This window comes from Mesorhizobium sp. M1409 (genome assembly GCF_040317535.1).
GTDB lineage: Bacteria > Pseudomonadota > Alphaproteobacteria > Rhizobiales > Rhizobiaceae > Mesorhizobium.
On the sequence record NZ_JAMYKV010000027.1, the window covers coordinates 54,146 to 74,618 of the forward strand.

At 63.3% G+C, this 20,473-nt stretch carries 28 protein-coding genes; 15 read left to right on the top strand and 13 right to left on the bottom strand.

Annotated elements, in window-relative coordinates; genetic code table 11:
- Nucleotide 1: 1 nt before the first annotated feature.
- Nucleotides 2–292: a hypothetical protein gene (locus NKG99_RS20675; RefSeq protein WP_352870479.1), complete on the bottom strand. Its 291-nt coding sequence runs from the start codon at nt 290–292 to the stop codon at nt 2–4.
- 49 nt (nt 293–341) lie between these two features.
- Entirely contained in the window at nt 342–560 is a 219-nt protein-coding gene (locus tag NKG99_RS20680) for a helix-turn-helix domain-containing protein (protein ID WP_352870480.1), read from the bottom strand.
- A 346-nt stretch (nt 561–906) separates the two neighbouring features.
- On the opposite strand from NKG99_RS20680, the gene NKG99_RS20685 reads away from it, so the two are divergent.
- From NKG99_RS20685 to NKG99_RS20715, 7 genes are all read left to right on the top strand, one after another.
- Nucleotides 907–1,830 (top strand): YqaJ viral recombinase family nuclease, encoded by a 924-nt coding sequence (locus NKG99_RS20685; protein ID WP_352870521.1) that lies wholly within the window; start codon nt 907–909, stop codon nt 1,828–1,830.
- Nucleotides 1,827–2,099, top strand: coding sequence for a hypothetical protein (locus NKG99_RS20690; protein WP_352870481.1), 273 nt, complete (start codon nt 1,827–1,829; stop codon nt 2,097–2,099). The genes NKG99_RS20685 and NKG99_RS20690 overlap by 4 nt, the downstream gene beginning before the upstream one ends.
- On the top strand, nt 2,096–2,431 hold the full coding sequence (locus tag NKG99_RS20695; RefSeq protein ID WP_352870482.1) for a GapR family DNA-binding domain-containing protein: 336 nt from the start codon (nt 2,096–2,098) through the stop codon (nt 2,429–2,431). Before NKG99_RS20690 ends, NKG99_RS20695 begins: the two co-directional genes overlap by 4 nt.
- On the top strand, nt 2,428–2,619 hold the full coding sequence (locus NKG99_RS20700; protein ID WP_352870483.1) for a hypothetical protein: 192 nt from the start codon (nt 2,428–2,430) through the stop codon (nt 2,617–2,619). The genes NKG99_RS20695 and NKG99_RS20700 overlap by 4 nt, the downstream gene beginning before the upstream one ends.
- Nucleotides 2,600–2,908 (top strand): hypothetical protein, encoded by a 309-nt coding sequence (locus NKG99_RS20705; RefSeq protein ID WP_352870484.1) that lies wholly within the window; start codon nt 2,600–2,602, stop codon nt 2,906–2,908. Before NKG99_RS20700 ends, NKG99_RS20705 begins: the two co-directional genes overlap by 20 nt.
- Complete coding sequence (locus NKG99_RS20710) at nt 2,905–4,071, top strand: hypothetical protein (RefSeq protein ID WP_352870485.1); 1,167 nt, start codon at nt 2,905–2,907, stop codon at nt 4,069–4,071. The genes NKG99_RS20705 and NKG99_RS20710 overlap by 4 nt, the downstream gene beginning before the upstream one ends.
- Before the next feature lie 134 nt (nt 4,072–4,205).
- A complete protein-coding gene (locus NKG99_RS20715; RefSeq protein WP_352870486.1) occupies nt 4,206–4,481 on the top strand; it encodes a helix-turn-helix transcriptional regulator in 276 nt (91 codons plus the stop codon).
- Between the two features lie 72 nt (nt 4,482–4,553).
- Here the strand turns inward: NKG99_RS20715 and NKG99_RS20720 are convergent, their stop codons facing one another.
- From NKG99_RS20720 to NKG99_RS20740, 5 genes are all read right to left on the bottom strand, one after another.
- Nucleotides 4,554–4,742: a hypothetical protein gene (locus tag NKG99_RS20720; protein ID WP_352870487.1), complete on the bottom strand. Its 189-nt coding sequence runs from the start codon at nt 4,740–4,742 to the stop codon at nt 4,554–4,556.
- Entirely contained in the window at nt 4,739–4,945 is a 207-nt protein-coding gene (locus NKG99_RS20725) for a hypothetical protein (RefSeq protein WP_352870488.1), read from the bottom strand. Before NKG99_RS20725 ends, NKG99_RS20720 begins: the two co-directional genes overlap by 4 nt.
- Nucleotides 4,942–5,328 carry a hypothetical protein gene (locus NKG99_RS20730; RefSeq protein ID WP_352870489.1) on the bottom strand — a complete coding sequence of 129 codons (387 nt, stop codon included), beginning with the start codon at nt 5,326–5,328 and terminating at the stop codon, nt 4,942–4,944. The genes NKG99_RS20725 and NKG99_RS20730 overlap by 4 nt, the downstream gene beginning before the upstream one ends.
- Nucleotides 5,325–6,662, bottom strand: coding sequence for a tyrosine-type recombinase/integrase (locus NKG99_RS20735; protein ID WP_352870490.1), 1,338 nt, complete (start codon nt 6,660–6,662; stop codon nt 5,325–5,327). Before NKG99_RS20735 ends, NKG99_RS20730 begins: the two co-directional genes overlap by 4 nt.
- A 226-nt stretch (nt 6,663–6,888) precedes the next feature.
- On the bottom strand, nt 6,889–8,910 hold the full coding sequence (locus NKG99_RS20740) for an amidase (protein WP_352870491.1): 2,022 nt from the start codon (nt 8,908–8,910) through the stop codon (nt 6,889–6,891).
- A 144-nt stretch (nt 8,911–9,054) separates the two neighbouring features.
- Between NKG99_RS20740 and NKG99_RS20745 the strand changes: the two genes are divergently transcribed.
- On the top strand, nt 9,055–9,330 hold the full coding sequence (locus tag NKG99_RS20745) for a hypothetical protein (protein WP_352870492.1): 276 nt from the start codon (nt 9,055–9,057) through the stop codon (nt 9,328–9,330).
- A 263-nt stretch (nt 9,331–9,593) separates the two neighbouring features.
- Here NKG99_RS20745 and NKG99_RS20750 read toward each other — a convergent pair whose 3' ends face one another.
- Complete coding sequence (locus tag NKG99_RS20750; RefSeq protein ID WP_352870493.1) at nt 9,594–10,169, bottom strand: TetR/AcrR family transcriptional regulator; 576 nt, start codon at nt 10,167–10,169, stop codon at nt 9,594–9,596.
- 103 nt (nt 10,170–10,272) lie between these two features.
- Here NKG99_RS20750 and NKG99_RS20755 point away from each other — a divergent pair, with 103 nt between their 5' ends.
- From NKG99_RS20755 to NKG99_RS20765, 3 genes are all read left to right on the top strand, one after another.
- Nucleotides 10,273–11,085, top strand: coding sequence for an oxidoreductase (locus NKG99_RS20755; protein WP_352870494.1), 813 nt, complete (start codon nt 10,273–10,275; stop codon nt 11,083–11,085).
- An 85-nt stretch (nt 11,086–11,170) separates the two neighbouring features.
- Nucleotides 11,171–12,037, top strand: a complete 867-nt coding sequence (locus NKG99_RS20760; RefSeq protein WP_352870495.1) for an alpha/beta fold hydrolase — start codon at nt 11,171–11,173, stop codon at nt 12,035–12,037.
- A gap of 62 nt (nt 12,038–12,099) precedes the next feature.
- Nucleotides 12,100–13,101, top strand: a complete 1,002-nt coding sequence (locus NKG99_RS20765) for an NADP-dependent oxidoreductase (RefSeq protein WP_352870496.1) — start codon at nt 12,100–12,102, stop codon at nt 13,099–13,101.
- 21 nt (nt 13,102–13,122) lie between these two features.
- Here the strand turns inward: NKG99_RS20765 and NKG99_RS20770 are convergent, their stop codons facing one another.
- From NKG99_RS20770 to NKG99_RS20785, 4 genes are all read right to left on the bottom strand, one after another.
- On the bottom strand, nt 13,123–13,605 hold the full coding sequence (locus tag NKG99_RS20770; RefSeq protein WP_352870497.1) for a VOC family protein: 483 nt from the start codon (nt 13,603–13,605) through the stop codon (nt 13,123–13,125).
- 172 nt (nt 13,606–13,777) lie between these two features.
- On the bottom strand, nt 13,778–14,926 hold the full coding sequence (locus NKG99_RS20775; protein WP_352870498.1) for an amidohydrolase: 1,149 nt from the start codon (nt 14,924–14,926) through the stop codon (nt 13,778–13,780).
- A gap of 145 nt (nt 14,927–15,071) precedes the next feature.
- Complete coding sequence (locus NKG99_RS20780; RefSeq protein WP_352870499.1) at nt 15,072–15,527, bottom strand: hypothetical protein; 456 nt, start codon at nt 15,525–15,527, stop codon at nt 15,072–15,074.
- Between the two features lie 89 nt (nt 15,528–15,616).
- Nucleotides 15,617–16,060 carry an SRPBCC family protein gene (locus tag NKG99_RS20785; protein ID WP_352870500.1) on the bottom strand — a complete coding sequence of 148 codons (444 nt, stop codon included), beginning with the start codon at nt 16,058–16,060 and terminating at the stop codon, nt 15,617–15,619.
- A 254-nt stretch (nt 16,061–16,314) separates the two neighbouring features.
- Here NKG99_RS20785 and NKG99_RS20790 point away from each other — a divergent pair, with 254 nt between their 5' ends.
- Nucleotides 16,315–16,458: a hypothetical protein gene (locus tag NKG99_RS20790; protein WP_352628923.1), complete on the top strand. Its 144-nt coding sequence runs from the start codon at nt 16,315–16,317 to the stop codon at nt 16,456–16,458.
- 158 nt (nt 16,459–16,616) lie between these two features.
- Here the strand turns inward: NKG99_RS20790 and NKG99_RS20795 are convergent, their stop codons facing one another.
- Nucleotides 16,617–17,309 (bottom strand): DUF2270 domain-containing protein, encoded by a 693-nt coding sequence (locus NKG99_RS20795; RefSeq protein WP_352870501.1) that lies wholly within the window; start codon nt 17,307–17,309, stop codon nt 16,617–16,619.
- Between the two features lie 429 nt (nt 17,310–17,738).
- Between NKG99_RS20795 and NKG99_RS20800 the strand changes: the two genes are divergently transcribed.
- The 3 genes from NKG99_RS20800 to NKG99_RS20810 all read left to right on the top strand — a co-directional run bounded on the left by NKG99_RS20800 (nt 17,739) and on the right by NKG99_RS20810 (nt 20,459).
- Nucleotides 17,739–18,254 (top strand): Hsp20/alpha crystallin family protein, encoded by a 516-nt coding sequence (locus NKG99_RS20800; RefSeq protein ID WP_352870522.1) that lies wholly within the window; start codon nt 17,739–17,741, stop codon nt 18,252–18,254.
- A gap of 125 nt (nt 18,255–18,379) precedes the next feature.
- The gene (locus NKG99_RS20805; RefSeq protein WP_352870502.1) at nt 18,380–19,102 is read left to right on the top strand and encodes a gamma-glutamylcyclotransferase; all 723 of its coding nucleotides are present in this window, start codon (nt 18,380–18,382) and stop codon (nt 19,100–19,102) included.
- 172 nt (nt 19,103–19,274) lie between these two features.
- Entirely contained in the window at nt 19,275–20,459 is a 1,185-nt protein-coding gene (locus NKG99_RS20810) for an acyltransferase family protein (protein WP_352870503.1), read from the top strand.
- The last annotated feature ends 14 nt before the right edge of the window (nt 20,460–20,473 follow it).

The window sequence follows — 20,473 nt, forward strand, 5'->3', positions numbered from 1 at the left end:
GCTACCGGCGCAGCTGGAATTCGGTGGTCGGGCTGTTGACGCGGAAGCGGCTCTCGACATCGGTGAGGGCCTGCCGCAGGACCGCCATGACGTCGACGATGTCCTGATCGCGGTAGGCGTAGGCCGAGCGGTTCGACAAATTGCCGATCAGCCTGATGGCGTTGAGCGCGTGGGCGACGCGCTTGGGCGCGATGCGCTCGAACGCCTCCTCCTTGGTCTCGCCGGCCTGATGTTGCGGAATGCCGAGCGGCAATTCCACCTCCTCACGCACCTGCGCCTGCACGTCTTCCATGGGAAAATCCTCCTGTTCCACACAAAGCCCCCGAGCCCTGTGAGTGAAGCTATTCGCCGGGAGAGACCGTCTTCCCGTCACCGGTCGGAGCGCGCGCAAGACGGCGCGGCTGATAGCCGGCGAGGTCGTTGGGCGTGACGTAGCCTTCGGTCACCTCGGCGATCCGCATGGCCAGTTCGCGGCCCGGCCACGGGGGCGTGTCGCGGGTCAGCTGGGAGACATACGAGGAGGTGATACCGACCGCCTCGGCAAAGGCGCGCTTGGTCATCGGCTTTGGCCGTTTAGCGAACCATTTGCGGAGTTTGTTTGCGCGGCGTGGCATGGCTGGAAAAGAGTAATGCTGCTTAATATCAACAGTCAATCCGCTATCGACCAATCAAGAACAAAATGTCGTCGCGAGAAGTACAGCATTGTTTCTCTGCGGCTTCCTTTCGAAATCCATCTATATTGATACTATTCGCAACCGTTCGCCCCGTTGCGCACTAATACGCTCCGCTATGCACCCGTTTGCACCTTTAACCCGGTTGTACGTGACGGGCCTGTGACATTTTGTACTTGAGGGGTGCGAATAGTGGTGTTATGGTGCGAACCCTACCCAGAAGAGCACCTTGGACATGATCGAACGCGTCGAAATCATCGACCGCGCGGCATGGCTTGCCATGCGCGCCAATGACCTGACCGCCTCCGATATCGGGGCGGCCATCGGCATTGATCCGTTCAAGAGCCAGCTGGCGCTGTATGCCGAAAAGACCGGCCTGCTGCTGCCTGCCGGCGACAACGTGATGATGCGCCGTGGCCGCTGGTTCGAGCCGGCGGTGGTCGAGGCGATCCGCGACGCCCATCCCGACTGGGAGGTGCGCTATCCGCTGAAGCGCTATCTGCGTGATCCCGAGACCCGGCTCGGCTGCACGCCCGACGCCATAGCCGCCACCGACCAGCCGGGCCTCACCAACATCCAGCTGAAGGTGATCGCAAGGCCCGAGTTCGAGCGCCGCTGGTCGGATGGCCCGCCGCTCCACTACCGGCTGCAGACGCTCTGTGAGGGCATGCTGATGGACGTCGAACGCTCGATGCTGGCGGTGCTGGTCATCGACGCTTATTCCGCCGAGCTTGAAGAGTTCGAGGTGCCGCGCCACGCCGCCGCCGAGAAGCGCCTGGTCGAGATCGCGAAGCGCTTCTGGAACAACGTCGCCACCGGCAAGAGACCCGCAGCCGACGTCACCCGCGACGCCGAGACAGTGGCCGCCATCTATCCGCAATCGGTCAAGGAGCCGGTGCTCGACCTGTCCCATGACAACCGCATGCCGGCGCTGCTGAACGAGCGCGCCGCGCTCAAGGCCGAGGTCGACACCGCCACCATCCGCGTCGGCCAGATCGAGACCGAGATCAAGGCCAAGCTCGGCGAGGCCGAGCGGGCGGAGCTTCCCGGCTGGCGGATCAGCTGGAAGACGCAGACGCGTCAGGCCCATCTGGTGCCGGAGGCCACGTTCCGGGCGCTGCGCGTCACCGAGGTCAAGGCAAAGGAGGAAGCGGCATGAGCACGAAAAACCAGCTGGGCGAGCAGCCCGTCGAAGACCGGTTTCGCGAGAAGATGATGGGCGCGGCGAGCGCGCTGGACGGGCTGTTCAATCCCGGCAGGGAAGGCCACGACCGCACGGTCGGCTTTGTGCTTCTGGTGTTCCCCTTCAAGGGCCACGAGGGCCGCTGCAACTACATCTCGAACGGAGCCCGGCGCGATGAGATCGTCACGTTGATGAAGGAGCAGGCGGCGCATTTCGAGCGCCAGATGAAGGGAGAGAGCGAATGAGCGACATCCCCAACGAGAAGAAGCCGCCCGACCTGTCGGAAATCTTCGACCTCGACCGGCACAAGGCGGTGCGCTCCTACACCGACCGTTTCGAGGAGCTTTTCCGGCAGCGGCAGGCGGTCACCGACGACATCTCGCAGCTGTCCAACGAGGCCAAGGAGGCGATGTTCTCGCCGGTCGACATCAAGGCCATGAAGACCATCGCCCGCTGGCGCGAGAGCGGCACCAGCAACGCCGCCGCCGAGGCCCTTGCCGCGCTCAGGCGCGTCTCGAACGCCGTCAAGCTCGACCTGTTCTCGTGGGCCGACCAGCAGCGGAGCGAGAAGCCATGACGATGCTGATCGACCAGCTGGTGCCGGGCGGCATCAGGCCTTCCGACCGCATCCACTGGATGTTTTCCGACCAGACCTGCTCGCGCTGCCGCGCCGACACCAGCGATGATGTCCCGCTGATGCTGATGCAGGGCGACCACATGCTGATCTATTGCGAGGAGTGTCTCGATGACCGCCAAGACCAGTGAATTGCTTGCGAGCGAGCTTGACAAGGCTGGCCTGCCGCTGCTGGCCGCCAAGGCCCGCGCCGATCTCTACCACGACTTCCTGTCGCCGCTCGACTTTCCCGACATGCACCTCGACGCCGATCTGGCGCATGCCGGGACGCCGGAGGCCGACGCGCTGCGGCGCAGGCACCACAACGGCGAGTTCGACGCCTCGCAGGAGGAAAGCGACGCATGGGCCGGGAGCCCGGATGGAAAGGCGGCCATCTCCATGATGGTGGAGAGCAGCCTGAGAGGAGGAAAAGGACGATGAACGACCAGACCACCACCCGCGAGGAGCGCCGCTCCGCGCTCGACGAGTTCGCCGACCAGCCGACCACGAAGGGCGAGGTTGTGCCGCTCGCCACCTATCAGCCACCGAGCGAGCGCCACGGCGCGATCAAGGTCGAGGTGGCCCGCAGCCTCACCAGCACCCGCGCGGCGATCAGCGAAGCCGCTGGCCTGCTTGGCGAGCGCGGTTTTTACCGCTGGCCGGTGAAGAACCGGCGCAAGGGCACCACCGACTGGGTCGAGGGCGTCTCGATCAAGGGAGCCATGGCCTTGGTCAAGGCCTACAAGAATTGCCGCGTCGCCTGCCCGGTGGTCGTCGATCTCGGCTCGCACTGGCGCTTCCATGCCGTGTTCATCGACTACGAGAACGGCATCGAGGTCGAGCGCTCGTTCCTGCAGCGCAAGTCCGCCGCCAAGATGGGCGACGATGCCGAGCGCCAGCTGGACATGAGCTACCAGATCGGGATTTCGAAGGCCGAGCGAAACGTCGTCGCCAACTTTCTGGAGATCGAGGCCGAAATCCTGCTGGAGGAATGCCGCCACTCCATTATCGACAGGGTGGGTGACAGGCTGGAGTATTACCGCAGCACCATCGTCGAGCGGGCCGCCAAGCGCGGCATCGAGCTTGCCCGCATCGAGGCGGGGGCTGGCCGGAGCGCCAAGGACTGGCTCGCTCCCGACATGGTCCGCATCATGGGCATGATGGCGGCGGTCGGCGACGGCATGGCCACCCTCGACGAGACGTTCCCGCCGCTCAAGGTCGAGGACGCCAAGGTCGAGGTCACCACACAGAAGGAGCTTGACCATTTCGCCGAAACGGACAGCGATGCCCCCGTCGTCGCTGATCCGCCCGCTGCCGCCTCGGAACCCCGGACCCCCTCCAAGGAAACCGGGGCGGCAGCACCCGACAGCAAGGCACTGCAGGAGGAGGCCATCACCAAGCTCCTGCAGCTGGCCGACGACCCCGACCTGAGCGAGAGCGAGAGGCTGGAGACGCTCGACGGGATCGTGCCCAGCTGGGAGGAAAAGCTGCCGCCGGATCGCCACGCTTTCCTGCGGGCGCTGATCTCGCACTCGGCCAAGGTGGCCCGGGGCGAGGAGAAGGCCGCCGACGCCAAGAAATACCTGCAGGGTCTGATCAAGTGAAAGGGGCACCGGCTCTAAAACGGTCATGGGACCCCGTAGAAGGCGTTTTGCACTTGGTGGACCCTGATGTCATCCGAGACCCGTCTCGCGTGCTGGCGGGCCTGCGAGGCGGGAAAAACAAAAGGTACGAGGAAATGGACACTCAGGAGCGCCGCTTCATCACCATCAAGGAGTTCTGGCAGCGGCTCGGCAAGTCGAAGACGTGGTACACCCGCCACAAGCGCGACCCCGGCTTCCCGCAGCCGGCGGACCTCGGCAGGCCGATGCTGCCGGTCGACGAGGTCGAGGCCTATATCGACATGAAGCTGGCGGAGCGCCACGCCAAGCAGCAGCCGCCGGCAAGGAAAGACCCGCCACCTCTTGTGAAGCGGCGGGTCGGTCGTCCGGTCAAGCCGGTGGCTAGCGGATGAAGAACCACGGGATCGCCGCGCCAATCGACATGCACAGACCGCATGCGATCAGGAAGATGAGGTCATCCAAACTCATGCCGGGCCCGCGCTCGACTGGGCGACGGCAAGGAAGCGCGCCAGATCGGCGGCCTTGCCGGTGACCCGGCGGGGCTGACCGCCGGGTGGGATCACATGGACCGTGGTCCAGTTGTCATCGCTGAAATAGACCCGGCCATCGACCATTTCGACCGTCTCGCGCTTCGGCTTGTGGTGGGCGTTCATGAGGTCTTCTCCCTGACCAGCCAGCGCCCGCTGGTGTCGTCCCAGAGGCTCTTGCGCATGGCGCTGACGCCGGCCTTGAAGACCTCGTAGTCGGCCAGCGTCTCGAACGTGTTGCGGTGGCCCTCGCGGTCGCAAACGACGATGCGGTCGGTCAGGCTGGTGACCTGCTGGTAGTCGGCGGTCTGCGGGTTCATCCGGTTCATAGCGTCTTCTCCCTGATCCGCTGCTCGATGGCATCGGCGATTTCCAGTGCCTGCTCGACGCTGTCGGCCTCCTCGCAGTCGGTGCCGTCGTCGTCGTCGCTCTGCGCGCCGATCAGCCAGCAATCGGGCTTGCCGGGGCGGAAGCTGTGATCGCCTTCCAGCGTGTGGCCGAGGCCCTCGCTGTCGGTGATCAGGATGCGCCACCCGGTGCCATCGACCGGGCGCTCCCAAGCGGTGCAGCCGCCTCCGGTGTGTTCAAGGTGGAAGCCCCCGGCGTTGAACGCCTGTCCCTCCGGGGTGCCGTCCGCGACCGCGACGACGCCGGTCCACCAGATGCGCCAGCGCTCTGCCGCCGACGTGATCGTGTTGCTGTCGGTGTTCATGCCGCCACCTCGTTCTTCGCGTTGTCGTTGGCTTCGCCCTTGAGGGCTTCGCGGCCCATGCAATACTCGCCCCACGCCTGCATGATCTTGGTGCGCTTGGCGATCATTTCCGGGCGGTAGTAGGCGCGCTCCGTCTCGCCCTTGCCGATGGTGTGGGCGAGGCTCAGTTCCAGCGCGTCGCGGTCGTAGCCTTCCTCGCCGCCCCATGTGCGGAAGGTGGCGCGCATGCCGTGCTGGGTGGCGGAGCCTGCCAGCTGCAGGATGCCGCCCTTGGCCTTCTTGGCGGAGATCACGACGTTGAGCGAGCCTTGGGCGATGGGCTGGCCCTTCTTCTCGCCAGCGAAGACGTAAGGGTTGGAAGGATCGGCGATCTGCTTCAACTCGGTCAGGATGGCGAGCGCCGCATCCGACAGCGGCACCAGATGGTCGCCGCCACGGTCGCTGGCCTTGAGTACCTTCATGCGCTCCGCCGGAACGGTCCACATGCGCTTGGCGAAGTTGACCTCCTCCCAGCGCATCAGCCGGGCTTCGTCCGAGCGGGTGGCGGTCAGGGTGCAGAACACGCTCGCCTTGGCGGTGATGCGGCCCGTGGCCAGCAGCGTGGCGATGGCGGCGGGCAGCTTGGCATAGGCGAGCGCCGGCTGGTTCTTGACCGCCTTCTGGGCGCGCCTGCCGAGCTTGCCCTCGACCGTTTCCTTGCTGGCCGGGTTCTTGCCCTTGTAGATGCCCTCCGACATTGCCGTCTCGATCACCGTGTTGATGATGTAGCGGACGCGGTCGGCGGTCGTCGGCTTCGTCTTCCAGATCGGCTCCAGCGCCATCTCGACCTGATCGAGGCCGACATCGGCAACGCGCATCTTGAGCAGCTTGGCGCAGTGCAGGTTGACCTTGTCCTCCCAGTCCTTCCGCTGGCCGTTGACGCCGTTCTTGGTCTTCCAGACGTCCTCGTGCAGCTTGATGGTGCGCTTGAACATGTCCTCGAACGTGGCGTCGGCGGTCTTGGCCGCCTTCTTCTGCGCGATGGGGTCGAGGCCGCTGGCGACATCGAGGCGCGCCTTGTCGGCCTTGAGACGGGCCAGCTGCAGGTTGGTGCCGCCAGCCAGCGAGCCGAGGCCCATCTCACGCTGCTTGCCATCCCTGACTTTCAGGAATACCCACGACATCGCGCCAGAGGCGGTGACGCTCAGGTAGAGATTGCGGCAGTCGGCGACCGAGTAGCGGACGCGGGTCGGCAGACCGGTTTCCTTGTTGGTTCCCATCAGGCGGTGAGGCTCGCCCTTGAGGTAGGCCTTGAGTGCGGGCTGCAGGTCGGAGATATTGAGTTCCATGTTCATCGGTCTGATCCGTTTCTTCCCTAAGAAATTCCCTAAGCACTAGGCAATCCCAAGCGCACCTCTATGTACCTTTCCGCACCCCCAATGTCAATCAAACCCGCAGGAAACCGCCATTATGAACCCCTACGACCCCCTTTGCACCTCTCCCCTGTCGGAGGAGATGTCCGGCAGGACAGAGGGGGGCGCGAAGGAACTCGACGGCGGGTGCTGGGTTCTTTCGCTCCGCTCACCCGATGCCACCCGTGACCGCATAAGCGCCAGCCGTGCGCCCGTCCCCCAAGCGCACCACCGCCGTCACGATCGAGCCATACGGGCCGCGCCAGGCGCTGTGGAACCGCTGATGCTCGGCGGCCGGGACAAACGCACGCCCGCTAAAGCGTGCCCCGCTCCGCTGCAGGGCGGCCGCCTCGCCGTTGATGTGCACTTTGACGCTGGCCGCCTCGGCGGCTTCACCCGGCAGGTCAAGGGTGATGACGATCTCGTCCTGATCGCCGGAAGGCCGCGTCTCCGCTGCGAGCGTGATGGTGAGCGGAGACGCCTTGGTGTCGGCGGCTTGGCCGGGGCGGTCCACAAACACATCGTCGGGCAGCTCGGGCGTGCGCGGCGGGCGGCTGCGGCGCTGCGTGGAGCGTTCGAAATCGCCGGCCATGCGCAGCAGTCTTTCATCGTCATAGGCCTTGCCAGCAAAAGTGAGGCCGACCGGCATTCCGATATCGGCCATGGTTCCCATCGGCACGGTGACGGTCGGGATGCCGAAATGGCGCCAGACCAGATTGCCGTTGGCGACCCAGGTGCCGTTGCGCCAGGCAAGGGTGGCGGATGCCTCGTTGACGTCGGCGTCGGACGGCCCGACATCGGCGGCGGCGGGCAGCACCACCGCCGCGATGTCCAGCGCATCCAGCCAGTCCTCGAAATCGATCCGTCTCGTCGCCTCCAGCCCCTTCAGGCCATCCTCGAGTGTCGGAATGTCTGCAAAAGGCGTGACGCCGGATTTCGCGCGCTCGACATACTCGGCCAGATCGAAGCCTCCTTCATAGCGGTCGGGCAGCGTGCCTGGCGGCCGCGGGAAGATTTTCGGGCCATCGACCGAGGCGAGATCGGGCAGCGCCGGGTCGGCATTGGCGCGTAAAAAGTCGTCCCAGCCCCAGATGCAGAGATCCCAGAGTTCGCGCTCGGCGAAATCCGGCGGCACCAATCCGCGCTCGACCATGCCGCGCGCGCCGGGGCGGTCGCGCTCGTAGTTGGAGACGACCGGGAAATCGACCTCGATCACCTCGGCGCCAAGCCGACTGAGATCGGCGGCGGCCTGCTTCCACAGGGCCAGCACGGACTCGCGGGTTTCGATCGGCTTGTCCGCTTCGCTGTCGCGGCCGATATACATTTTGGGCACTCCAAGCCGCATGCCTTTCAGAGATCCGGCTAGCGGAAGATCGGTATAGCGTGGCGGCCGCACCTCGGAGCTTTTCGGCAGGGTGACCCAAGGCTGCGCACGCCAGAAATCGCCTCGCGTCTCAGGGTCGTCGGCGACGATCACGTCGAGCAGTTCGAGCATGTCGGGGACGCTGCGCGTATGCGGCACAACGACATCCATGGTCGGCACAAGCGGCCAGTTGCCGCGCACCGAAATGACGCCGCGCGACGGCGTGTAGGCGACCAGCGCGTTGTTGGTGGCGGGCGCCCGGCCGGACGACCAGGTTTCCTCGCCCAACCCGAAGGCGCAGAAGCTGGCCGCTGTCGCTGTGCCTGATCCGTTGGACGAGCCCGACGCGAAGGCGGCGGTCAGGTAATCGGAATTGTAGGGGCTCTCGGCGCGGCCATAGACGCCGCGCTGCATGCCGCCATTGGCCATTGGCGGCATATTGGTCAGGCCGATCAGCACGGCGCCGCCGGCGCGCAGCCGGGCAATGGTGAAGGCGTCCTCATTGGCAATGAGATGTTCGAAGGCCGGCGAGCCGGCGGCGACCGTCAGGCCCGACACCTTGTAGCTGTCCTTGGCGGTGTAGGGGATGCCGTCGAGCGGCCCGAGCACAACGCCGTCGCGGCGCCGCCAGTCGGAGGCGGCCGCTTCAATGAACATGTCAGGATTGAGCACCGGGACGGCGTTGAGGGCTATGCCGTGCCGGTCGAAATGCGCGATGCGCCTGAGATACGCCCCGACCAGCTCGACGCTGGTGACGGTGCCGTCATCGAGCGCGCGGCGCAGCTGGTCGATCGTCGCTTCGACGAGATGAAGGCCGGCATCGGTCATCACGGGTCCCACATTTCCACGCACCATGGATGAGCGAGGTGGCCAGCTTCGGCAAGAGCCTATCGCGGTCCTCGTTGGAACTTTTGTCCGGCTGGCGATTTTGGATGTATGGTGCGATTCCGGACGGCCAGGAGGGTGTTGCCGATGACCTCGAAATGCGTTGCGATCCTAGCTCTCGCTGTGGCAATGGGCTCAAGCCTCTGCGTCCCGGCCTTCGCTGGCGACCGGCATCACGACCGCCGGGTCCAATCCGAACGCTACGTTCCCGCCGAAGGCGATCTCATCGACATCCTGTTCGGCGGTCCGCGTTACTACGACCAGCAACTGGTCACGACGGCGGCCGGCGCGTGCTCCTACCATCGCGTCGGACCCGACGCGAATGCGTTGAACAAGATCAACGATCATCACTGCGGGAAGTAAGGCAGTAGGCAGTAGGCAGTAGGCTATGCTTCAACGCCGGCCGCTTTCCTTCATCCGCTCGATGATCTCGGCCATCAGCGCCAAGTCGCGGCTGAATCGGCAAGGTCGGTCAGTGGCTTTCGCCACGGCATGCCCCTTTACGCCAGCGATTCCGCATGTCTTAGGCATGTCTTATAAGAAATTGAGACGCACCAAGATTTAAATTGGTGCTCAGAGATCTTGGCCAGCTTTCGCGTTGCATCCAATCCGCTTGAGGATGTCCTTTACGTGCCCACGTGTGGCTGGACCAACGTCCGTGCCGCGTCTTTGCCTGCCGCGAGGATGCGATCGGATAATTCGGTCCCTTTCACGGCGCGGGCCATTTGAAGCGCACCGATGAGCGTCGCAAAAACAGCAAGCGCCACGCCTTCCGGGTCCTTGGCCCGCGGAAATGCCTCGGCCAATTGGCGCACCAAAGCCAGCAAGTGGTCGGTATAGGCGTCGCGCGTTTCAGGTGGCTGACGCGCCAGCTCCGGCAGCAGCGCGGCTGACGCACACCCTTTTCCCGGATTGTCCCGATGCTCGGCCGACAGGTACGCCTCTATGGCCATCGACGGGCCACCCGAGGCCAATGCTTCCGCCAGTTGCTGCGCCTGAAGCTCCATGGCTGCCGCCACGCTTTCGCGCACAAGCTCCGCCTTGGATTGGAAGTGGGGATAAAACGCGCCGTTCGTCAGCCCGGCGTCGCTCATGATGGTCGCCAGTCCGGAGGCGGCTATGCCGTCGCCGCGAAAGCGGTCGGCGGCTACCTCCATGATCCGGCTGCGTGACGCGTCTTTCCGGCCCTTTTCGTAGCGCATGGCTGCTATTCCTCCTTGCTATTGCATTATAGCCATAATCTGATAGTATGACTGTAATTCAATGGGCACAAAAAAGCTAGCCCCCATGAGTTTGGAGCACGAAATGAATATGAATTCGGGAAAAACCGCGATCGTTACCGGAGCCTCCTCGGGCATTGGCCGCGCCAGTGCCGAGGCGCTAGTGCGGGCAGGGTTCACTGTCTTCGGAACGAGCCGCCGCAAGGCCAACGGCCCGGACGGGGTGACCATGCTGATTTGCGACGTGACCGACGGTGAGGCCGTCGCCGCACTTGTCTCAACGGTGCTCGCGCAGACCGGCCGGATCGACCTGCTGGTCAACAATGCCGGCGTCGGTCTGCTTGGAGGCGCCGAGGAATCCTCCGTGGCACAGGTGCAAGCCCTGTTCGATGTCAATCTGTTCGGTGTCATCCGCATGACCAATGCGGTGTTGCCGTCGATGCGGCGGCGCGGCGAAGGACGCATCGTCAATATCGGCTCGGTATTGGGACTCGTGCCGGCGCCGTATTCAGCGCATTATTCGGCGGTCAAGCACGCGCTCGAGGGCTATTCGGAATCGCTCGATCACGAGGTTCGTGCCTTCAATATCCGCGTCTCCGTCATCGAGCCGGCATTCGTCCGCACCGTCTTCGACCAGAACGGGCTCGAGCCGGATTCTCTGTTGAAAGAATACGATCGGGCTCGAGCCGGGCTCGAAGCGCTGCTTCGCGATGTGATGCCTGTAGCCGACCGGCCGGAAGTGGTGGCGCAGGTGGTCGTCAAGGCGGCGACCGATGCCAATCCGCGACGGCGCTATACTGCCGGCAGGGCAGCGCGGCAGGTCAGCCTGCTGCGCCGCTTTGCCCCCGCAGGAATATTCGACAAGAGCCTGCGCAAGCAGTTCCGCCTGCCGGTTTGAAGAACAGCGAGCAGAAGGTTTCACGCACATGCGATTAGCAACGACAACGCAATTGCCCGGGCCCCACCAGATGGAGGTGCCAAGCATGACGCATGGATTCAATCAGTCGCCCCGCTCACGGGCATCGTTCCAGGACACGCCAACGCGCTCGGTGGATGTCGGCGGCACGGCGTTCGTCTACCGGGAACTCGGCCCCAAGACCGGCGTACCGGTGATCCTGCTCAACCATCTCGGCGCTCAACTGGACAATTTTGATCCACGCATCGTCGATGGCCTCGCCGCGAACCGTCGAGTGATTGCCTTCGACAACAGGGGCATCGGTGCTTCGGGCGGCAAAACGCCGTCAAGCATAGCCGGGATGGCACGGGATGCGGTCGCCTTCATCAGGGCGTTGGGGTTCGAGCAAGTCGATCTCTTCGGCTTTTCGCTCGGCGGCTTCGTGGCGCAGGAGATTGTGCTGACCGAGCCCACGCTTGTGCGCAAGCTAATCCTGGCCGGCACCGGGCCGGCCGGTGGCGAAGGCATCGACAAGGTGACGCCGTTGACGATCTTCGACATGATCAAGGGGGCGCTCACTCTTCGGGATCCGAAATACTATCTCTTCTTCACAAGGACGGCGAATGGGCGCCGCGCCGCCAAAGCATTCCTGCAGCGGCTGACGGAGCGCCAGGCCGATCGCGACAAGCCGGTATCGCTGAGCGCGTTCGGCGCCCAGCTCAAGGCGATCAAGGCTTACGGACTGCAGGCGCCGCAAGACCTGAGCGCCATCCGCATTCCTGCCTTGGTTGCGAACGGCGATCACGACAGGATGGTGCCAAGCGGCAACACCCACGATCTCGCCCGGCGTATCCCTGGGGCGCAACTGGTGATCTATCCGGATGCCGGGCACGGCGGGGTCTTCCAGAACCACGCCGATTTCGTCTTGAAAGCCCTGGCCTTTCTCGATGCCTGACGCCTCTCCTCCGGGCGGTTCCCTCCCGGAGCATCAACAAACATTTTCAGAAAGTCACTGCCATGAAGGCATTCGTCGTCGACAAATATAGCAAGAAGGACACTCTGCGATTGGCCGAGATGCCGGAACCGGAACTCGGGGATAGCGATGTCCTGGTCGAGGTCCATGCCGCAGGGGTGAACCTCCTCGATTCCAAGGTCAAAACCGGAGAGTTCAAGCTTATCCTGCCCTATCGCCGGCCCTTCATCCTGGGCCATGACGTGGCCGGGACGGTTGTCCGCGTGGGATCGAAAGTCCGCAAGTTCAAACCTGGCGACGATGTCTATGCGCGGCCGCGCGATGGCCGGATCGGGACATTCGCCGAGTTCATCGCCATGGATGAAGCCGACGTGGCCTTGAAGCCCAAAAACCTCAGCATGGAAGAGGCGGCCTCGATCCCGCTGGTCGGTCTGACCGCCTGGCAGGCGCTCGTCGGAAGGGCAAACCTGAAGAAAGGCCAGAAGGTCTTCATTCAGGCTGGCTCCGGCGGCGTGGGGACATTCGCCATCCAATTGGCAAAGCACCTCGGCGCGACGGTTGCGACCACCGCCAGTGCGGCAAGTGTCGATCTGGTCAAGGGGCTCGGCGCCGATGTCGTCGTCGACTACAGGAAAGATGACTTCGAGAAAGTCCTGTCGGGCTACGACGTGGTCTTGAACAGCCAGGACGCCAAAACGCTTGAAAAGTCCCTGAATGTGGTGAAACCGGGTGGCAAGCTCATCTCCATCTCCGGTCCGCCGGATCCCGACTTTGCCCGGGAAAAGGGACTGAACCCCGTGCTGAGGCTGATACTACGCTTGTTGAGCCGCGGTATCCGGACCAAAGCCAAACGCCGGGGCGTGGGGTTTTCATTCCTTTTCATGTGGGCGCAGGGTGATCAACTGGGCAAGATCACGTCGCTCATCGAATCCGGAGCAATCCGCCCGGTTGTCGATCGCATCTTTCCGTTCGAAGCGACCAATGAGGCTCTGGCCTATGTCGAGACAGGACGCGCCAAGGGCAAGGTGGTCATCAAGGTCAGATAGCAACTCAGCTGCGAAAGAGCGTCAGCCGCGCCGGGCCGCGTCGATCGCCGCGACGTCTATCTTCTTCATGTCCATCATAGCATCGAACGCACGCTTGGCTTCGCCGCCGCCGGCCGCCATCGCCTCGGTCAGTGTGCGCGGGGTGATTTGCCAGGACACGCCCCATTTGTCCTTGCACCAGCCGCACGCGCTTTCCTGGCCGCCATTGCCGACAATGGCATTCCAGTAGCGGTCGGTTTCCTGCTGATCGTCGGTGGCGATCTGGAACGAGAAGGCCTCGCTCTGTTTGAACGCCGAGCCGCCGTTCAATCCGATGCAGGGAATGCCGGCGACGGTGAATTCGACCGTCAACACATCGCCCTCCTTGCCGGATGGATAGTCGCTCGGCGCACGGTGAACGGCGCCTACCTTGGTGTCTGGAAAGGTCTCTGCGTAGAAGCGAGCCGCGGCCTCGGCGTCCTTGTCGAACCAGAGGCAAATCGTGTTCTTCGGCGTCTTTGGCATTGCGTGTTCCTTTCGATCCGAAGCCGGGTTTCCGTCGGGTCCCACCCACGCTCTTGTGACATAGGTCGCCGACCGTCTCTCGCCACCCTGGCGGAAGCAAGCCGCCAAGCGCTGCCGACCGCTTCGCGTCATAGTCCTCAGTGGGTCGCCGTTTTTCCTCGTCAGGCAGAGATCAGCCCAGAAGATTGCGTGCCGTGCGCATGAAGATCCTTGAGCCGATCGGGATCAGGTCGTCGGGAAAATCATAGTCCGGATTGTGCAACGCAGAGTGCCGCTCGCCCGCACCCAGGAAGAACATCGCCGATGAAGCGCTGTGGCCGAACAGGCCGAAATCTTCCGAAGCGCGCATCGGCAGGGCTTCTTCGCCGTGCGCGACGCCCTCTTCGTTGAGCGCGCGTTGCAGGTGCTCCACCGCGTCCGGTGCATTGACGCTTGCGACGAAGACCTCGTGATAGTCCCACCGGGCAGCGAGGCGATGCTCGCCAGCAATCTTCGTGACCAGCGCCTCGGCGGCGGCGCACAGGTCTGCCATGCGCTCGTCGCGTCGGGTCCGCAGCGTCGCCCACACCTCGGCATGACCAGGCGCGATGCCGAACACGGCTTCGCCCATCGCGGCGTGGGTGACGGTGACCATGCTGAAGTCGTCATCGGCGAAGGTTCCGCGCCCGAGCGCGGGCAGGGCCGGCATCAGTTGGCTGATCGCCAGCATCGGCGAGACGCCGGTCTCCGGCATCGACGAATGCGCGGTCTTGCCCTCCAGCACGATGCGCATGCCGCGTGAGGCGCAGTTGACCACGCCGGTTTTGAGCCGCACCTCGCCGAACGGCACGCCGGGCAAATTGTGCAGCGAGAAAGCGAAATCCGGCGCGATCTCGCCGAAGCGGGGATCGGCGACGACGCCGGCCGCGCCGTTGCCGGTTTCTTCCGCCGGCTGGAACATCAGCACGACGCGGCCGCTTGCAGGCCTCTCGCGCCCCAACTGGCGGCCGAGGGACGCCAGGATCGCCGTGTGTCCGTCATGGCCGCACATATGCGACTTGCCCGGCACGCGCGACGAATGCGGCACGCCTGAAAGCTCCTCGATCGGCAAGGCATCGAGTTCCGAGCGGAACAGCACCGTCGGTCCAGGCCTGCGGCTGTCGTATATGGCCGCGACGCCGTGGCCGCCCAATCCGGTCAGCACCTTGTCCGGTCCCGTATCGGCGAGGAAGTCGACGACCTCCTTTGCCGTCTTCTCTTCTTCGTTCGAGATTTCCGGATGCTGGTGCAACTGGCGCCGCCACGCGGTCAATTCGACGATGTCTCGATTGGTCAGGGTCATGCTTTTTAGCCTCCGCTGCATTCTGACACGCCCGGACGCGGCGTGTCAGAATGCGATGACGAGTATCGACAAATGGCCGCGTCTGCCACACTCCAATCCTCAGGCTTTAGCGGGCCAGAAAATGCGGCACGTCCCGCGAATGGTCTTAGCGCACCCGGCTGGGGCACAGGGCTTTGAACTGGTCCAGCGTATAGTCGTATCCGGAAGCTCCCGAGCCATCCAGCACCACGTTTTCGTCGGTGTCCGATATCAGGTAATCCGTCGTCGCGCCTGCGTCGGGATTGCGGCCCTGGAAGAACATGTTCGCGCCGTAGAAGGTGGTGAATTTGCCGGTCCTGCAATTGGCTGATATCTCAAGATGCAAGGGCGTCTGCAACTCCTTGGCAATGCACTCCTCGGTCACCTTGCCAACATAGTCGCGGCAGAAGGCGGTCGCATTCCGCCTTGTGTGCTTGGCCACGATCCTGGCATCGGAGGACCCGATGCCGGATGTCTTGACGATGGTGACCTCCATTCCCGCCCTGGAACCGTAGTAGAGAGTTCTGGCCTCCGCCGATGTGGCCAGGATCAAAGCGGACAGCACGAGCAGCAAACGTCGCATGAAAGACCTCCCTTTGCCCGGGAAGGATTCCCGCGCACCATCGTTCGGTCAACCTCAATACGCGGTCGCCGCTGGCGCCGGGCTCCAGCTTATTGATTGATCTCGGGTTCGACGAGCCTTGCCAGGTTTCTGAGCGACTCCTGCCAGCCGAGATAGCAGGCCTCGACCGGAATGACGTCCGGAATGCCGGCCTGGGTGATGTCAACCTCAGTGCCGACCGACACCTTTTTCAAGACGACGGTCACCTGGATCTCGCCGGGCAGATTGGGGTCGTCGAACCTGTCGGTGTAGAGCAGGCGTTCGCCCGGAACGAGTTCGAGATACTCGCCGCCGAAGGAATGACTGTCGCCGGTGGTGAAGTTGCGGAAGGACATCTTGAACGTGCCGCCGACCTTTGCCTCGAGGTGATGGACCGTGCAGGTGAAGCCGTTCGGCGGAAGCCACTTCGCCAGCGCGTCCGCTTCAACGAATGCGCGATAGACTTTCTCGGGGCTGGTCGTCAGAACGCGATGCAAACGTACGGTGCCGGGCATATGCTGGATCCTTTCATGGTTGTTTGTTCAGTGCCCAAAGGACGAACGAGGCGTGGCCAGTCCGACATAGGCTCTCGAATTTTTTAAGGCGCGGGGCCGCAACCTGTCCGGCTGGCGCCCGCATGGCGTGCTCTGTTCAACCTCGCGCCCCGGCCAAATGGTCGGCTATTCGATCTAATTTCTTTGCAAGCCGTTAAGGCGACCATGCTGTTAATCAGCATTTGCTAATGTTCAATTCGAATCTGGGACAAGCCATGACCAAGAATCTCGGCAACGCACGTTATATGCCGCCAAAGGACGCCAAGGTCTCCGTGTTCAGCAAGGCCGCACCGGCGCTGTTCCCGCTGGTCGTGGCGGCACTGGGCTACATGATCGGCAAGCAGTTTTTCGGCCTCTAGGCTCGAAAATCGGTCTCCTGTGAAAGGGCAGATCAAGCGCCGATCTCGGTAACCATCTCTGCCCGGCCTCCGCGGAGCGGATACGCTCAAAACGCCTCGGCGGACTGACCATCCAATGTGCGGGCCGTCATTTGCGTTGCAGCCGGCTGTCGCCAGCGTCAAACATGGACGTCGCCGAAGGAAAGTTCGCCGTCGTCGCCGGCCGCGAAGAAGGCAATGGCGAACAGCCCGACATAGAATGCCGCAACAATTGCCACGATCGCCACACCGGGAATCGGGCCAAGGGCAGCGCTGTCGACGGCCTCGCGAAGCGAGCCGACAAAGCCGGTCCTGACACCTACGGCCTGAAGGCTGGGGGTCGATATCTTCACTACCCAGGCCAGCAGCAGGATCAGGAAGAGATAGAGGTAATTTCGCCGCAGGCGGCGCGCCAGCGCGACACGTTGCGACAGCAGGAATTTCGGCGCGCGCAGACCTTCGCCGACGATGAGCAGCCAATCCGAGGCGAAGTCGGGTTGGGGGGAGAAGATTTGTGCGAAATAGTGGCGCTCGAACTGACGCACGCGAGCCCGATAGAAATCGAAGAACCGATAGCGGCGCGCCTCGATCCACAGCAGCAGCAGGATCAGCAGCATGGCGAAAAGCAGCACGCCGTGATGGGCGCTGGCCGTCGACAGCGACACCGACAGCATGGCGGCGACAACGGTGATCGCCCAATTGCTCGTACGGTCGAGGCGGTCGCGCCAGCCGGCCATGCGCGCAATCTCCGCGCGGTGGAAATGCGACATCACGGTGACCAGTTCACTTGGCGAAAGCGATCTGCCGATGGGCGTTGCCGGCGCATCGTTCATGGCGCCCTCCAACCAGATAAAACGCCTCGCACGTGATCTCGTTCCGCGGCGTCCGGAATGGCCGAGGGATTTCGCACCGGCCGGCGGGCCCCCGCCACCGCGGTCAACGATCACATTGCATTGCCGGGTCTTGACCCCACCGCGACGAACCCCAAATCGATCATACCGGTGCCGACGCGGGTGCCGGCTTCATGGCGGCGCCGCGTTGGCCGATGGCGTTGTGACCATCGAACTCGGGCACCAGGTGCCGGAGGCGATGAAGGCGCGCGAGACCGGTCCGGGGCGCTTCCCAGGTGGAGCGGATCGGACCAGAAGGGAGCGAAAACAGCAAGCGCAAATGGGGTCTGGGTCAGACGGCGCATTGTCCCCGGAGCATGGCAGCAAGAGCATGTAAACGAACCAAACAGGATCAAGAAAGGAACAAATGCAATGACCATTCGTGATCTAATGCCATGGAGCCGCGACACCAACCAGGCTCCGACCCTCTTTCGCGACCGCGACCAGGACCCGTTCATGAGCCTGCATCGCGAGATGAACCGCCTTGTCGACGACATGTTTCGCGGCTTCGGTTCACGGCTTCCGTCCATGTTCTCTTCGGCCGGCGGTAGCTGGCCCAGCGTGGAAATCTCCGAAACGGACAAGGAGATCCGTGTGACGGCCGAAATACCCGGCGTGGAGGATAAGGACATCGAGGTGTTGCTCGATGACGGCGTCCTGACGTTGCGCGGTGAAAAACACGCCGAAACCGACGACAAGGAGCGTCAGTTCTCCGAGCGGTTCTACGGCCGTTTCGAACGTCGCATTCCGATCGGCTTCGAAGTCGAAGAGGGCAAGGTCGCGGCCGATTTCCGCAACGGCGTGCTGTTCGTCACTTTGCCGAAGTCCGAAAAGGCGCAGAGCAGGACAAAGCGCATCCCCATCGGCGGCAAGAGCACCAAACACTAGAACAGACCAGCCGGGCGAGCACGTCGCGCACGCCCGGCATCAGTCACCGGATTTCGCGCCGGTCACATGGACCTTGAGAATCCCGCTGCCTTGGGCAACATGGCGGTGATGGGCGGGGCGCGAAAATGAACAAGCCGATTTCTGCCGTTTCGCCGCGCAAGGCGCCGATGGCGCTGAGCGAGGAACTCGTCGCCCGCACGATGCGCGCCGTCGAGGATGCCGGGCCGACACCGGGCATGGTTCACATGACCGACGCCGACTATGCGCGTATCCGCGACGAGGTGCTGGCATCGGCCCCAGCGGGGCCGGCAAAACTGTTTGCCTATGGCTCGCTGCTGTGGAAACCGGTCGGCGAGGTGAGGGGCGGCGAACGGGCGGTGGCGACGGGGTGGCATCGGTCCTTCTGTTTCACAGTCAAGCGCTTTCGCGGCACGGTCGAGCAGCCCGGCCTGATGATGGCGCTCGATCGTGGCGGCCAATGCCAGGGCATGGTGTTCGAGATCGCCGAACCTATTGCGGCCAATCTCGAAGTGCTGCTGCGCCGCGAGATGACCGTCCTGCCCGCCGTCAACGTGCCGCGCTGGCTGCAGGTCAGGACAGGCGACGGCCTATGCCGCGCGCTCGGCTTCGTCGTCGATCCCGCCAATCCGCGCTATGCCGGCAAGCTCGACAAGCAGGTGATCGCGGCGACGCTGGCGAGAGCCGTCGGCCATTGGGGTTCGGGCGCGCAATATCTGTTCGAGACCATCCGCCACCTCGACGCGTGCGGCATCCGCGACCGTAATCTTTGGCGGCTTCAGGAACTGGTGGCCGAGGAGATACGAGGCGTACAGGCCAAGGATGCTTGAGGCCAAAGCATTTTGCGAAGCAATGCCCTTATTTCGGAAGTCGAAGTAGCGAGAATTTAATGAATTGAAAATAGTTCTGCCACCAACGATGACTTGAACACCGGCGCTAGACCCGGTGCGCGTGGGCCAAAGATGCGGTTGCGAGTTGGCGTCGGGTTTGCGGAGAGTGTTGATGAAGAGCTTTGGGGCCATGTTAGCGGGCTATGGTGGCTTTGGGCCGGGTTTCAATTTTCTACGCATTGCGCTGGCTTTTTCCATTGTTTTCTATCACGTTCTCACCAATTCCGACCACTGGGAGCTGGGGCACGGTCCGGTGCTGTGGTTCCTTGAATACAGCCTGGTGCCGATGTTTTTCGCCCTCAGCGGCTTTCTGATCACCGCCAGCGCCCAACGTCTCAGCCTGCAAGATTTCCTGGTCAATCGCGTCCTGCGCATCGTCCCGGCGCTCGCGGTTGATATTCTGGTGTGCGCCTTCATCATCGGTCCAGCCGTCACCACTCTGCCGCTAGCCGACTATTTCACCAATGTAGGGTTCTTCGGCTATATGCTGAACATTATCGGCTGGGTGCATTTTCAACTGCCAGGTGTGTTCACAGGCCACCCGGTGCCGCAGGTCAACGGCGCGCTGTGGACCATTCCATGGGAGATAGGCTGCTACACAATCATGTCAGTCATGATGGTGACAGGTGTGGTGCGGCGGGCGGTGGCGACCGTCCTGCTGCTAGCGGTCTTTGTCCTCGCGGGCCTTGCGGTCGAGCATTTCGCGTCCGCCGGGGCAGGGAACGCCTCAGGCCTACATACGCTCTTCGTCGGCCGCGGCGCCCATCTCATCACGGCCTTCCTGTGCGGCATCCTCGCGTATCAGTTGCGCGACAGGATCCCGATGAGCAGGATGCTGTTTGGTGCCTGCATTGCCGTTGCGGCGTCCGCCATACTCCTGCTTGAAACGAGCGCAACCGAAAGTGTTGCATACCGGCTGGTCCTGATGCCGGTCCTTACCTACATAACGATATACGCCGGCGTTTCGCGCCTGATGTTACCGAGGATTCTGGAGGGTGGTGATTATTCTTATGGCGTATATCTCTACCACATGCCCTTCATCCAGCTCGCTATCCTGGTCGGGCCGCCGATCCTCGTCGGCACGGTAGTCGGCATTGTCACGCTGACTTTGACGGTAGGTATCATCGTCCTCTGCGTCGCCGCAATCTCATGGCACTTGATTGAGAAGCCCGTCCTGTCGCTTAGGAAACGCTATTCACTGACGGGCAGGATGATTGCCGCAGGCGAGGGCCGGCAGTATCGGGAAGAACCCAGCGCCTGCGCTAAATCTGAACGGGCGAGCGTCGCGGCGCGGTAGTTGTTTGTGGACAT